This window comes from Enterobacter cloacae complex sp. S1 (assembly GCF_014930525.1).
Taxonomy (GTDB): Bacteria; Pseudomonadota; Gammaproteobacteria; order Enterobacterales; family Enterobacteriaceae; genus Enterobacter; species Enterobacter hormaechei_C.
The window spans coordinates 270,573-283,439 of record NZ_JADBRE010000004.1; the positions used below are offsets into that span (position 1 = coordinate 270,573).

A 12,867-nucleotide genomic window follows, 5' to 3' on the forward strand; every position below is an offset into this window, starting at 1 on the left:
TGCGATTAACAATACGCGCTCGTAATAAAGTCCTTACCTGGCCACAGGTGAAGTATAATTGTCAGCTGTCAGGGCTTCAGAGGTCGCTATGCTATACATTGTTCGTCTCATTCTTACCGTTATTTATTGCATTCTGGTCTGTATTTTCGGATCGATTTATTGCCTGTTCAGCCCGCGTAACCCAAAGCATGTCGCGACGTTTGGCCACATGTTTGGTCGTCTTGCGCCGCTGTTTGGCCTGAAGGTTGAAAAGCGTCTGCCTGAAGGGGCGGAGAATTTCGGTAACGCCATCTATATCGCTAACCATCAGAACAACTACGATATGGTGACGGCTTCAAATATTGTTCTTCCGCCGACCGTAACCGTGGGTAAAAAAAGCCTGCTGTGGATCCCGTTTTTCGGTCAGCTGTACTGGCTCACCGGTAACTTACTGATTGACCGTAACAACCGCGCCAAAGCGCATGGCACCATTGCGGAAGTGGTGGATCAGTTTAAAAAGCGCCGGATTTCCATCTGGATGTTCCCGGAAGGGACGCGCAGCCGTGGTCGCGGCCTGCTGCCGTTTAAGACCGGCGCGTTTCATGCTGCAATTGCGGCAGGCGTTCCAATTATTCCCGTGTGTGTTTCCAATACATCGAATAAGATTAATCTTAACCGTCTGAATAACGGACTGGTCATTGTCGAAATGCTGCCGCCGGTAGATACCTCAAAATACGGTAAAGACCAGGTGCGCGAGCTGGCCACGCACTGCCGCGAGCTGATGGCTCAGCATATTGCGCAGCTCGATAAAGAAGTTGCAGAGCGAGAAGCCGCCGGTAAGATTTGACCCGGTGTCGTGTAAGGGAAAACGAATTCCCGCGTTGTTAGTCGTTTCAGATGGAGCTTATATGTCACTCAGTCGGCGTCAGTTTATTCAGGCTTCGGGTATCGCCCTTTGTGCGGGTGCGATGCCGCGGACAGCCAGCGCCGCCGGGCAGCAACAGCCGCTGCCTATTCCGCCGTTGATTGAATCCCGTCGCGGGCAGCCGCTATTCCTCACGCTTCAGCGTAGCCACTGGTCCTTTACCCAGGGAACGCGCGCGCAGGTATGGGGCATTAACGGACGCTACCTCGGGCCGACCATTCGCGTGTGGAATGGCGATGACGTTAAGCTCATCTACAGTAACCGTACGACGGAAAATGTCGCGATGACCGTCAGTGGTTTGCAGGTGCCGGGGCCGCTGATTGGCGGCGCGGCACGCATGATGTCGCCGAATGCCGACTGGGCGCCCGTCCTCCCGATTCGTCAGAGCGCGGCGACATTGTGGTATCACGCCAACACCCCGAACCGCACCGCCCAGCAGGTCTACAACGGCCTGGCCGGAATGTGGCTGATTGAAGATGAGGTCAGCAAAACGCTGCCGATCCCGAATCACTACGGCGTTGATGATTTCCCGATCATTATTCAGGACAAGCGGCTGGATAACTTCGGCACGCCGGAGTACAGCGAGCCGGGCAGCGGTGGTTTTGTGGGCGATACGCTGCTGGTTAACGGCGCGCAAAGCCCTTATGTCGAAGTGTCTCGTGGCTGGGTGCGCCTGCGTCTGCTGAATGCCTCTAACTCGCGCCGCTACCAGTTGCAGATGAGCGACGGCCGCGCGCTGCACGTGATTTCAGGCGATCAGGGGTTATTACCTGCGCCGGTGTCGGTAAAACAGCTGGCGCTGGCACCGGGCGAACGTCGTGAGATCCTCGTGGATATGACCAACGGGGATGAAGTGTCCGTGACCTGCGGCGAAGCGGCAAGCATTGTTGACCGTATTCGTGGCTTCTTTGAACCGTCGAGCGTTCTGGTCTCCACGCTGGTGCTGACGCTGCGCCCGACCGGCCTGTTGCCGCTGGTGACCGACAGTCTGCCGATGCGCCTGCTGCCGCAGGAGATTGTGACCGGCCCGGCAGTACGCAGTCGCGATATCAGCCTTGGCGACGATCCGGGCATCAACGGTGCGCTGTGGGACGTAAACCGCATTGATATCACCGCCCAACAGGGAACATGGGAGCGCTGGACCGTCCGCTCGGAGATGCCGCAGTCGTTCCATATTGAAGGGGTGTCATTCCTGATCCGCAACGTCAACGGGGCGATGCCGTTCCCGGAAGACAGGGGCTGGAAAGATACCGTCTGGGTGGATGGCCAGGTCGAACTGCTCGTCTACTACGGTCAGCCTTCCTGGCCGCACTTCCCGTTCCTGTTCCACAGCCAGACGCTGGAGATGATGGACAGGGGATCGGTAGGGCAGATGCTGGTGAATCCGGCACCATAAAACGCTTTCTCCCTCTCCCTGTGGGAGAGGGTTGGGGTGAGGGCAACAGCCCGCACAATACCCCTTCATTTCCCCCGGTAAACCAGCGTATAATCCCGCTCCTTTTGTCTATTTTTTCTTCGGAAGCATTATGAGCGCTATTTCCCTGATCCAGCCGGATCGCGACCTCTTCTCCTGGCCCCAGTACTGGGCAGCCTGCTTTGGACCGGCGCCGTTCCTGCCGATGTCCCGGGAAGAGATGGATCAACTGGGCTGGGACAGCTGCGATATCATTCTGGTAACGGGCGATGCGTATGTCGATCACCCGAGCTTTGGCATGGCGATCTGTGGCCGTATGCTTGAAGCCCAGGGCTTCCGCGTGGGGATCATCTCCCAGCCTGACTGGAACAGCAAAGACGACTTTATGCGTCTGGGCAAGCCTAACCTGTTTTTCGGCGTGACCGCGGGCAACATGGACTCGATGATCAACCGCTATACCGCCGACCGTAAGCTGCGCCATGACGACGCTTACACGGCTGACAACGTGGCGGGTAAACGTCCCGATCGCGCGACCCTCGTCTACACCCAGCGATGCAAAGAAGCATGGAAAGACGTGCCGGTGATCCTGGGCGGCATCGAGGCGAGCCTGCGCCGCACCGCACACTACGACTACTGGTCTGATACCGTGCGCCGTTCGGTGCTGGTGGATTCGAAAGCCGACATGCTGATCTTCGGCAACGGCGAGCGTCCGCTGGTGGAAGTGGCGCATCGCCTGGCGCAGGGTGAAGCGGTCAGCGAGATCCGCGACGTACGCAACACCGCGATCATGGTGAAAGAGGCGCTGCCGGGCTGGAGTGGGGTGGATTCCCGCATTATCGATATGCCGGGCAAAATCGACCCTATCCCACATCCGTACGGTGACGATCTACCGTGCGCGGATAACAAACCGGTTGAGCCGAAGAAAGCGGAAGCAAAGGCCGTGGTGGTGCAGCCGCCGCGTCCGAAGCCGTGGGAAAAAACCTATGTGCTGCTGCCGTCTTACGAAAAAGTAAAAAGCGATAAAGTACTCTACGCCCACGCGTCGCGCATCTTACACCATGAAACCAACCCCGGCTGCGCGCGCGCTCTGATGCAAAAGCACGGCGAGCGCTATATCTGGGTTAACCCGCCAGCGATCCCGCTCTCTACCGAAGAGATGGACAGCGTCTTTGCTCTGCCGTACAAGCGTGTGCCGCATCCGTCATATGGCAACAGCCGTATTCCGGCGTACGAGATGATTCGTTTCTCGGTCAACATCATGCGCGGCTGCTTCGGCGGGTGCTCCTTCTGTTCGATCACCGAACATGAAGGCCGTATTATTCAGAGCCGTTCCGAAGAGTCGATTGTTAACGAGATCGAAGCGATTCGCGACACGGTTCCGGGCTTTACCGGCGTGATCTCCGATCTGGGTGGTCCAACGGCCAACATGTACATGCTGCGCTGTAAATCGCCGCGCGCCGAGCAGACCTGCCGTCGTCTCTCCTGCGTCTATCCGAGCATTTGCGAGCATATGGACACCAACCACGAGCCGACTATCAATCTTTACCGTCGCGCCCGTGACCTGAAAGGCATCAAGAAGATCCTGATCGCCTCCGGCGTGCGTTACGACATTGCGGTGGAAGATCCGCGCTACATCAAAGAGCTGGCGACGCACCACGTCGGCGGCTATCTGAAGATTGCGCCGGAGCACACCGAAGAAGGCCCGCTGTCCAAAATGATGAAGCCGGGCATGGGCAGCTATGACCGCTTTAAACAGCTGTTTGATACCTATTCAAAACAGGCGGGGAAAGAGCAGTATCTGATCCCATACTTCATCTCCGCACACCCCGGCACCCGTGATGAAGACATGGTGAATCTGGCGCTGTGGCTGAAGCAGCGTCGATTCCGTCTGGATCAGGTGCAGAACTTCTACCCGTCGCCGCTCGCCAACTCGACGACCATGTATTACACCGGCAAAAACCCGCTGAGTAAGATTGGTTATAAGAGCGAAGACGTGGTGGTGCCGAAAGGGGATAAACAGCGCCGTCTGCATAAAGCGCTGCTGCGCTATCACGATCCGAAAAACTGGCCGCTGATCCGTCAGGCGCTGGAAGAGATGGGGAAAAAGCACCTGATCGGCTCGCGTCGTGATTGCCTGGTGCCAGCGCCAACGCTGGAAGAGATGCGCGAAGCGCGCCGCCAGAACCGCAGCACGCGCCCGGCGCTGACCAAGCACACGCCTATTGCGCATCAGCGTTCGAACGGTGTTGCGGGAACGAAGAAGAACGTAAAACGTAAGACCGGTTAAACCTGTAACAATGCCCGGTGGCGCTGCGCTTACCGGGCCTACAGGTCTAACCCTCTCCCCTCCGGGGAGAGGGCAGGGTGAGGGGATCACCCGCCAAACTGATCCGGGTCCGGCCCAAGCCGTTTGCCCTGATCCAGCTTCGCAATTTCACCCAGCTCGTCTTTATCCAGGCGGAAATCCCAGACGTCGAAGTTCTCGGCGATACGCGATGGCGTGACCGATTTCGGGATCACCACCAGACCGCTATCCAGATGCCAGCGAATGACGATCTGCGCCGGGGTTTTACCGTACTTATCCGCCAGTTCACGGATGATTTTCTGGTCAAACACCCCTTCGCCGCCCTGGGCCAATGGGCTCCAGGATTCGGTCTGGATCTTGTGCGTGGCGTTCCATGAATGAAGCTGGCGCTGCTGCATCAGCGGGTGCAGCTCAATCTGGTTAATTACCGGCGCGACGCCCGTTTCATCAATCAGGCGTTGCAGATGATGAACCTGGAAATTACAGACGCCGATGCTTTTTATCAGCCCCTCTTTTTGCAGTTCAATCATCCCCTTCCAGGCATCAACATAATGGTCGATAGCCGGCACCGGCCAGTGCATGAGATAAAGATCGACGAAATCGAGCTGGAGTTTCTCCAGACTCTCCTGCAACGCTTCGTGGGGACGCTTTTGATCGTCGTTCCACAGCTTGGTGGTGATGAAAAGCTCATCCCGGGGAACGCCGGCGCTGGCAAGCGCTTTTCCCACGCCGTCCTCGTTTTTATAGGCGGCGGCGGTATCGATGGACCGATAGCCGACTTCCAGGGCTTTATGAATGGCGGAGACGACCTCGTCGTTACCGGCTTTCCATACACCTAGCCCCAGCTGGGGCATCACGTTGCCGTCCTGTAGCTTGATTACGGTTTGGTTTGCCATTTTTCCTCCTTCAGGTGCTCATCGCCGGAGGGAACCTCCGACGATGTGATGTGCATTAAGTCTGGACGAAATGTCAAAAAACGAAAGTCAGGATCCTAAAAACGCTTAACGTGCCGCTTCGTAAATACGACGGCTGACGTCCAGGGTGATGTCGCCATGCTCGCCGATCTGCGTCATACCGTGTGCTTCCAGTTTCGCCAGCAGGGCAGGGATGGAACTGCCGTCCAGGCCATAGCCAGAGAGACGCGTTGGCACGCCCAGGCTTTCAAAGAAGTGACGGGTGGCTTCAATTGCGGCATCGATACGCGCATCGTCGGAACCGTCGGTGATGTTCCACACGCGTTCGGCGTACTGGAGCAGTTTGGCGCGTTTAGCGTCACGTTTTTCGTTCCACAGCGCAGGCAGAACCACCGCCAGCGTCTGGGCGTGATCCAGGCCGTGCATCGCCGTCAGCTCGTGGCCGAGCATATGGGTAGCCCAGTCCTGCGGCACGCCTGCGCCGATCAGGCCGTTCAGCGCCTGGGTGGCAGCCCACATCACGTTGGCACGCACGTCGTAATTTTCAGGCTCTTTCAGCGCTTTTGGACCTTCTTCAATCAGCGTCAGCAGAATGCCTTCTGCGAAACGATCCTGAATTTTGGCGTTTACCGGGTAAGTAACGTACTGCTCAACGGTGTGAACAAAGGCGTCGACCACGCCGTTCGCCACCTGACGCGCAGGCAGGGTATAGGTGTAAACCGGATCGAGGATCGCGAACACGGGCTGAACGCGTTCGTTCATAAAGGCCTGCTTGTCACCGGTGGTTTTACGAGAGATGACCGCGCCTTTGTTGGACTCTGATCCGGTGGCCGGCAGCGTCAGCACGGAGCCCATCGGGATCGCACTGCTGATGTCGCTGCCGCCCGTTTCCAGAATATGCCACGGGTCGATGCCGTCAGCGTAATGGGCCGCCGCCGCGATGAATTTGGTGCCGTCCAGCACGGAACCGCCGCCCACCGCCAGCAGGAAGGTGATTTGCTCCTCACGGGCGATTTTTACCGCGTTCATCAGCGTTTCATAAGACGGGTTAGGCTCGATACCGCCGAACTCGCGCACGTTCAGTCCGTCCAGGGCGCTGTACACCTGATCCAGCACGCCGGTTTTTTTCACGCTGCCGCCACCGTAGGTGATCAGCACGCGGGCGTCAGCGGGGATTTGCGCGCGCAGGTCGGCGATGGCGTCTTTACCAAACAGAATGCGGGTTGGGGTATGAAGATTAAAGTTGTTCATGGCTTGTTCCCTGTAGTGGGTAAAAAATCGTGGTGGCGCAGAAGGCAACCTGATGCTGCTCATTGTGGCGGGCAGGCGCTATCCTCTCAATGCACATTCCTGCCGATGTCTTGCCCATTTCTACAGCGCGCTGGAGAAACGGTAAGAAAATGCGCACACTGTCAGCGTCGGAAACCGTACCCGGAGTAACTGAAAATGAACCGTGATGCCATCTGCCGCCAGCTAACGTCGCAGATTAAAAGACTGATAGATAACGGAAATGATTCGGCTGAGCTGTTGCCGGATATTCGATTGCTGTACGGTACCCAGCCCGGGACGCGCACCCCGGTGATGTATCAGCCCGGCATCGTGTTTCTCTTTTCTGGCCATAAGATTGGCTATATCAATGAGCGCGTGTTCCGTTACGACACCAATGAATATCTGCTTCTGACAGTACCTTTACCCTTCGAATGTGAAACTTTCGCGACAGAGGAGGTACCGCTGGCCGGGATCCGCGTCAACGTCGACATCCTCCAGTTGCAGGAGCTGCTGATGGAGATTGGGGAGGACGAACTTTTCCGGCCGTCAATGGCGGCAAGCGGTATCAACTCCGCGACCCTGTCGGAGGAAATTCTCTGCGCGATTGAACGCCTGTTAGACGTGATGGAAAGGCCGCTGGATGCGCGTATTCTCGGAAAACAGATTATCCGCGAAATTCTTTACCATGTGCTGCTGGGACCGGGCGGCGGGGCGCTGCTGGCGCTGGTAAGCCGGCAAACGCACTTCAGCCTGATTAGCCGCGTGCTGAAGCGCATCGAGAGCCAGTACACGGAAAACCTCAGCGTTGACCAGCTGGCGGCGGAAGCCAATATGAGCGTCTCGGCGTTTCACCATAACTTTAAATCTGTCACCAGCACGTCGCCGTTGCAGTACCTCAAAACCTACCGTCTGCATAAGGCGCGGATGCTGATGATCCACGATGGCATGAAGGCCAGCGCCGCGGCGATGCGGGTCGGGTATGAAAGCGCGTCGCAGTTTAGTCGGGAGTTTAAGCGCTACTTCGGCGTCACGCCGGGGGAAGATGCGTCACGTATAAGAACCATGCAGGGAGCCTGAGGGGAAACGGAGGCCGGGTAAGCGGTAGCGCCACCCGGCTTTTATTTATGCGCTGCAATACTTTTTCTTAATCACAACCGCAATGGTACCCACCAGCCCTGCAACCAGCAGGAAAATCGGCAGGATCATCAGGAAGGTCATCACCTGGTCTTCATGGCGCTTAACAAAGGGGATCATATTCAGCGCGTAGCCGAGCGTGGTGACCACGCCTACCCAGAGCAGGGCGCTCAGCCAGTTGAAGAACTGGAAGCGGCGGTTAGAGAGGCCTGAAATACCCGCCATGGTAGGCAACAGGGTACGAACAAACGCCAGAAAACGCCCGGCAAGTAACGCCAGCAGGCCGTGACGGTCAAACATGCAGGTCGCGCGCTGGTGATATTTATGCGGCAGCTGCGCCAGCCAGCCTTTCACCACGCGAGTGTTTCCAAGCCAGCGCCCTTGCAGGTAGCTCAGCCAACAGCCGAGACTGGCCGCAGAGGTGAGGATCACCATTGTCGGTGCGAAGTCCATCACGCCCTTGCCGATTAACGCCCCTGCGAGCAAGAGCAGGCTGTCACCGGGTAAAAATGAGGCTGGCAGTAATCCATTTTCCAGAAACAGCGTCGCGAACATCACGAAATAGACAATCCCGACGACATGCGGGTCCGCCAGCGCGGCAAAATCGTGTTGCCAGAGCGCCGTGATGATATTTTGAATAACAGCCATGGACTTTCCTGTGGAACAGCAGATATAACGCTATTGTACTCCCAATTTTGCCTGTCGGGGTTGATCGCAGGCGCATCTCATACAGACTTTTCTGCTTGCGGTGTTCAGAATAGCGTCCGGGGAGTACATTTCAGCCAGCACTTTACACGATGCGCTCAAATCCTGCCGATAAATCCGCAATTAAATCGTCCACATTTTCCAGCCCAATATGCAGGCGGATTAAGGTCCCCTCGAAGTCCACCTCGCCGCCCGGGCGCAGGCCCGCAATCTGCTCCGGCTGGTTGGGCAGGATCAGCGATTCAAACCCACCCCATGAATAGGCCATGCTGAAGAGGGTAAAGTTATCCAGATAGCTTGCCAGTTCGGCGTCATTCAGGCGCTTTTTAAGAACAAATGAGAACAACCCGCTGCTGCCCGTAAAGTCACGTTGCCAGTATTCGTGGCCCTTGCTGCCCGGCAGCGCCGGATGGTTAACGCGCTCCACCTGCGGATGCAGCGCCAGCCACTGTGCAATTTGCAGGCTGCTTTCGTGATGCTGACGCAAACGTACGCCGAGCGTACGGATGCCCCGGCTGGTCATGTAGGCGGTATCGGCATCCACCATCTGGCCCATCAGGTAGGCGTTTTCACGCAATTGATCCCAGCAGCGGGCGTTAGACACCGCCGTACCGATCATGCCGTCGGAATGGCCAATCAGGTATTTGGTCGCCGCCTGAATGGAGATATCGATGTCAAATTCCAGGGCTTTAAACAGCACACCTGCCGCCCAGGTGTTGTCGATCATGATGATCGCTTCCGGCGCTATGCTGCGCACCGCCTTCACGATGGCCGGGACGTCATGCACTTCCATGGTGATGGAGCCGGGAGATTCCAGGAACACAACGCGCGTGTTGGGCTGAATAAGCCCGGCAATACCGGCTCCAATCAGCGGATCGAACCAGCTGGTGGTGACGCCGAGCTTGCTGAGTATTTTGGTGCAGAAGTCCTGGCTTGGCTCGTAGGCGGTATTGGTCATCAGGACGTGGTCACCCTGTTCCACAAACGCCAGAATAGTATTGGCGACCGCCGCCGCGCCGCACGGGAACAGCGCGCAGCCCGCGCCGCCCTCCAGTTCGCACATGGCTTCCTGCAACGAGAAATGGGTTAACGTGCCACGACGACCGTAAAACAGCCCGCCCTTCGCGCGATTACGCGTAGCGATTTTTTTATCTTCAACGGTATCAAACACCAGCGAGGAGGCGCGCTGGATCACGCTGTTGACCGAGCCCTGCGTGTATTTCTTACTGCGTCCTGCCTGCACCAGCGTGGTCTCAAGCTGCTTTTTAGTCATGTTCGCTAACCCTTTTTTTATACGTCTGGACGTCCAGACTACCACGATTGTCAGAATGTGCATCCGGATGCTTATCGAATAAGCAGAAAATATTATCAAAAATTCGCATAAGAAATTTTTACTGCGTAAGCGCAAGGAAAGTGAGCGAAAATTACGGCACTATGTAAATACTAATGAGAACTACTATCAATTCGACGACGTTTTGATATTATTACGTTCAGATTTTGTGATTTGCGTCCTGGAGATACAGAGTGGGTAATAATTTGATGCAGACGGATCTCTCCGTTTGGGGCATGTATCAACATGCTGACATCGTAGTTAAGATTGTGATGATCGGCCTGATTCTGGCGTCCGTGATCACCTGGGCTATCTTCTTCAGCAAGAGCGCCGAACTTCTTTCACAAAAACGCCGCCTCAAGCGTGAGCAGAAGCAGCTGGCGGAAGCCCGCTCTCTGGATCAGGCTTCTGATATCACCTCATCCTTCCATGCGAAAAGCCTGACTACCCTGTTAGTGAACGAAGCGCAGAACGAGCTGGAACTCTCCGCAGGCAGTGAAGATAACGAAGGCATTAAAGAGCGTACCGGCTTCCGTCTGGAGCGTCGCGTTGCGGCCGTGGGTCGTCATATGGGCCGCGGTAACGGCTACCTGGCGACTATCGGCGCCATCTCCCCGTTCGTCGGCCTGTTCGGTACCGTCTGGGGCATCATGAACAGCTTTATCGGTATCGCCCAGACGCAGACCACTAACCTTGCGGTCGTCGCGCCGGGTATCGCAGAAGCGCTGCTGGCCACGGCTATCGGTCTGGTTGCCGCTATCCCGGCGGTTGTTATCTATAACATCTTCGCGCGCATGATTGGCAGTTACAAAGCCACACTGGGTGACGTTGCCGCGCAGGTTCTGCTGCTGCAAAGCCGCGATCTGGACCTGAACGCCAGCGCCGTTAAACCGGTACATGCGGCGTCCAAACTGCGCGTAGGTTGATTGTATGGCAATGCGTCTTAATGAAAATCTGGACGATAACGGTGAAATGCATGAGATCAACGTGACGCCGTTTATCGACGTCATGCTGGTTCTGCTGATTATCTTTATGGTTGCCGCACCGCTGGCGACGGTGGACGTGAAGGTGAATCTGCCTGCGTCCTCCAGCCAGCCGCAGCCGCGTCCGGAAAAGCCTATTTACCTGTCCGTGAAGGCCGATAAGTCCATGTTCCTGGGCAACGATCCGGTAACGGATGCCTCGGTTATTCCGGCGCTGGACCAGCTGACCGGCGGCAAGAAAGACACCACCGTCTTCTTCCGCGCGGATAAAACCGTCGATTATGAAACCATGATGAAGGTAATGGACACGCTGCATCAGGCGGGATACTTGAAGATTGGTCTGGTCGGCGAAGAGAAAGCGGCCGCGAAGTAAAACGAAGGCTTTTGCAGCCTTCCCTGCCGGGTGGCGGCGTCGCCTTACCCGGCCTGCATTCCGCAACAATCATTGTTGTCACACTGAAGGCGCCGTCGGCGCCTCTTCATCAAGCGCTACACAGGTCACGTTTGAAGTTCGGTAATGACCTTCCGAGAGTTTACGGGTCAGGCGCAGGGTGGCTGTCTCGCGTGCCAGCAGGTACTGATAGTTCGCCTCCAGTCGCCCGAGGATCTTCTCTTTAAGCTCAGGGCGCTGTTCAATAATGGCGTTCATCACCGCGCCGTAAATCTCCTCCTTGGCCTGCAAGGCGTAAATCTCCCGACGATTCTGCCATTTCAGGCGCACCAGCGTGGCCGGAATCGAAACCAAATCCTGCGTAATTCGCGTCATCTCGTCATTTTTTATCTTTTTCAGGGCGTCGAGATTCTGCTTTAAGATAAATTCATCGCTTTTCTTATCATCTAAAGTCAAATAAACGTTATTATCGCTGTCATCATTCACGTTAATCTTCCCCCAGGTTATAAAAAATGGGATTGTTTTTTTCACGCGTAATTAAATTAAGCCAAATTTCATTGCCGGCCTCATTTATTTGCTGCGTTTTCTCGGTCATTATTTGACTTAGCGTCTGGGCATCTATTTCCCCTTCGGCCTGTAAATCATTTAGTAGATGAACTAAGGCTTCAATCTTGATGGCGCGAAATAAACGCTCTTTTAAATGGCGATCGTGCTCTTCGAGCACCATATTACGGGATTTGCCGGTGCGTGAAACACCAATTAATATGTCGGCTTCATAGTCGGAGAGTTTTCTTTTTCCTTGAGTGAAATTCGCCTCTTTATCTGCTTCCGTCGAAGGCTGTTCCACAGGCGTAATGTGGTACTTTGCCGGGACAAGATTGTCGGGCAGCATTTTAATTTCCTTTAATTTCAAAAAAGGTGGGGGTGGAAAAAGGGTGAGACTCGTTGACAATAACATGAGGCAATTTTAAAATCAAAAAAAATGGAGCCTACCCATGAACAGCATTTTCTTTACGGTCATAACGTTACTATTACTGACCGCTGGCGTGCTTTTATTGATGCAAGAGTTAAATAAACCGAAAGCGTCAAAAGACGTCAGTGAACCGCCGCAGCCTGAATTGATGTCGAAAGAGGAGGGGGAAGATCATTTCTCCGTATTGATGAACGCCGTGACGCCGGTCTGGTACTGGCGGGTAAATCACGAATATATCGATTTTCTCCATGCGACAATTAAGCGAATGAAAATGGCTGAAATTAATGATACGCCCGGCCTGTTCGACGCGCAGCGCCGTTGTAGCGACCTTAATTCGGCGGTTTATAAATATTACGACAATATCAAAAAGCGCTGTCTGAATGGCGAGAAGGTGTCGTACTCCGATTTAGACGTATTAAATCTGCGCCAGTGTTTTCGCGAGTTTAGCCTGGAAGCCTACCCGGAACTGGTCGCGCTGGTCTGGCCGGAGTATGCGCGTCCGGATGTGGATCCCAACGAGGTATAGTTGAGATATACTGAGCGCT

The 12,867-nt window shown here is 55.5% G+C and carries 13 protein-coding genes; 7 read left to right on the forward strand and 6 right to left on the reverse strand.

Annotation, left to right across the window (positions count from 1 at the left end; genetic code table 11):
* The first annotated feature begins 88 nt into the window (after nt 1–88).
* From plsC to IM290_RS03775, 3 genes are all read left to right on the forward strand, one after another.
* Nucleotides 89–826 carry a 1-acylglycerol-3-phosphate O-acyltransferase gene (gene plsC / locus IM290_RS03765; protein WP_003862497.1) on the forward strand — a complete coding sequence of 246 codons (738 nt, stop codon included), beginning with the start codon at nt 89–91 and terminating at the stop codon, nt 824–826.
* Between the two features lie 61 nt (nt 827–887).
* A complete protein-coding gene (gene ftsP, locus IM290_RS03770) occupies nt 888–2,300 on the forward strand; it encodes a cell division protein FtsP (RefSeq protein ID WP_017384056.1) in 1,413 nt (470 codons plus the stop codon).
* A gap of 130 nt (nt 2,301–2,430) precedes the next feature.
* The gene (locus IM290_RS03775) at nt 2,431–4,605 is read left to right on the forward strand and encodes a YgiQ family radical SAM protein (RefSeq protein WP_226876023.1); all 2,175 of its coding nucleotides are present in this window, start codon (nt 2,431–2,433) and stop codon (nt 4,603–4,605) included.
* 86 nt (nt 4,606–4,691) lie between these two features.
* Here the strand turns inward: IM290_RS03775 and dkgA are convergent, their stop codons facing one another.
* The gene (gene dkgA / locus IM290_RS03780; RefSeq protein WP_193042145.1) at nt 4,692–5,519 is read right to left on the reverse strand and encodes a 2,5-didehydrogluconate reductase DkgA; all 828 of its coding nucleotides are present in this window, start codon (nt 5,517–5,519) and stop codon (nt 4,692–4,694) included.
* Between the two features lie 105 nt (nt 5,520–5,624).
* Nucleotides 5,625–6,788, reverse strand: coding sequence for an alcohol dehydrogenase (gene yqhD, locus IM290_RS03785; protein WP_193042146.1), 1,164 nt, complete (start codon nt 6,786–6,788; stop codon nt 5,625–5,627).
* Between the two features lie 195 nt (nt 6,789–6,983).
* On the opposite strand from yqhD, the gene IM290_RS03790 reads away from it, so the two are divergent.
* The gene (locus tag IM290_RS03790; protein WP_017382749.1) at nt 6,984–7,883 is read left to right on the forward strand and encodes an AraC family transcriptional regulator; all 900 of its coding nucleotides are present in this window, start codon (nt 6,984–6,986) and stop codon (nt 7,881–7,883) included.
* 45 nt (nt 7,884–7,928) lie between these two features.
* Here IM290_RS03790 and yghB read toward each other — a convergent pair whose 3' ends face one another.
* Together yghB and metC are read right to left on the reverse strand one after the other, a co-directional pair.
* Nucleotides 7,929–8,588 (reverse strand): DedA family general envelope maintenance protein YghB, encoded by a 660-nt coding sequence (gene yghB / locus IM290_RS03795; RefSeq protein ID WP_015571869.1) that lies wholly within the window; start codon nt 8,586–8,588, stop codon nt 7,929–7,931.
* 142 nt (nt 8,589–8,730) lie between these two features.
* The gene (gene metC, locus IM290_RS03800) at nt 8,731–9,918 is read right to left on the reverse strand and encodes a cystathionine beta-lyase (protein ID WP_193042147.1); all 1,188 of its coding nucleotides are present in this window, start codon (nt 9,916–9,918) and stop codon (nt 8,731–8,733) included.
* A 251-nt stretch (nt 9,919–10,169) separates the two neighbouring features.
* On the opposite strand from metC, the gene exbB reads away from it, so the two are divergent.
* Both exbB and exbD read left to right on the forward strand, forming a co-directional pair.
* Entirely contained in the window at nt 10,170–10,901 is a 732-nt protein-coding gene (gene exbB, locus IM290_RS03805) for a tol-pal system-associated acyl-CoA thioesterase (protein ID WP_003862482.1), read from the forward strand.
* Between the two features lie 4 nt (nt 10,902–10,905).
* Entirely contained in the window at nt 10,906–11,331 is a 426-nt protein-coding gene (exbD, locus tag IM290_RS03810; RefSeq protein WP_001251472.1) for a TonB system transport protein ExbD, read from the forward strand.
* 78 nt (nt 11,332–11,409) lie between these two features.
* On the opposite strand, the gene IM290_RS03815 is transcribed toward exbD, so the two are convergent.
* The gene (locus IM290_RS03815) at nt 11,410–11,835 is read right to left on the reverse strand and encodes a cytoplasmic protein (RefSeq protein ID WP_077580040.1); all 426 of its coding nucleotides are present in this window, start codon (nt 11,833–11,835) and stop codon (nt 11,410–11,412) included.
* 1 nt (nt 11,836) lies between these two features.
* Nucleotides 11,837–12,241 (reverse strand): hypothetical protein, encoded by a 405-nt coding sequence (locus IM290_RS03820; protein ID WP_032649523.1) that lies wholly within the window; start codon nt 12,239–12,241, stop codon nt 11,837–11,839.
* Nucleotides 12,242–12,344: 103 nt separating this feature from the next.
* On the opposite strand from IM290_RS03820, the gene IM290_RS03825 reads away from it, so the two are divergent.
* Nucleotides 12,345–12,848: an ESA_00282 family adhesion-associated protein gene (locus IM290_RS03825; RefSeq protein WP_033487658.1), complete on the forward strand. Its 504-nt coding sequence runs from the start codon at nt 12,345–12,347 to the stop codon at nt 12,846–12,848.
* Nucleotides 12,849–12,867: the final 19 nt, after the last annotated feature.

Excerpts from the sequence above, each read along its gene's own strand:
- plsC (WP_003862497.1), top strand. The coding sequence starts at position 89 with ATGCTATACATTGTTCGTCTCATTCTTACCGTTATTTATTGCATTCTG.
- ftsP (WP_017384056.1), top strand. The coding sequence starts at position 888 with ATGTCACTCAGTCGGCGTCAGTTTATTCAGGCTTCGGGTATCGCCCTT.
- IM290_RS03775 (WP_226876023.1), top strand. The coding sequence starts at position 2,431 with ATGAGCGCTATTTCCCTGATCCAGCCGGATCGCGACCTCTTCTCCTGG.
- dkgA (WP_193042145.1), bottom strand. The coding sequence starts at position 5,519 with ATGGCAAACCAAACCGTAATCAAGCTACAGGACGGCAACGTGATGCCC.
- yqhD (WP_193042146.1), bottom strand. The coding sequence starts at position 6,788 with ATGAACAACTTTAATCTTCATACCCCAACCCGCATTCTGTTTGGTAAA.
- IM290_RS03790 (WP_017382749.1), top strand. The coding sequence starts at position 6,984 with ATGAACCGTGATGCCATCTGCCGCCAGCTAACGTCGCAGATTAAAAGA.
- yghB (WP_015571869.1), bottom strand. The coding sequence starts at position 8,588 with ATGGCTGTTATTCAAAATATCATCACGGCGCTCTGGCAACACGATTTT.
- metC (WP_193042147.1), bottom strand. The coding sequence starts at position 9,918 with ATGACTAAAAAGCAGCTTGAGACCACGCTGGTGCAGGCAGGACGCAGT.
- exbD (WP_001251472.1), top strand. The coding sequence starts at position 10,906 with ATGGCAATGCGTCTTAATGAAAATCTGGACGATAACGGTGAAATGCAT.
- IM290_RS03820 (WP_032649523.1), bottom strand. The coding sequence starts at position 12,241 with ATGCTGCCCGACAATCTTGTCCCGGCAAAGTACCACATTACGCCTGTG.
- IM290_RS03825 (WP_033487658.1), top strand. The coding sequence starts at position 12,345 with ATGAACAGCATTTTCTTTACGGTCATAACGTTACTATTACTGACCGCT.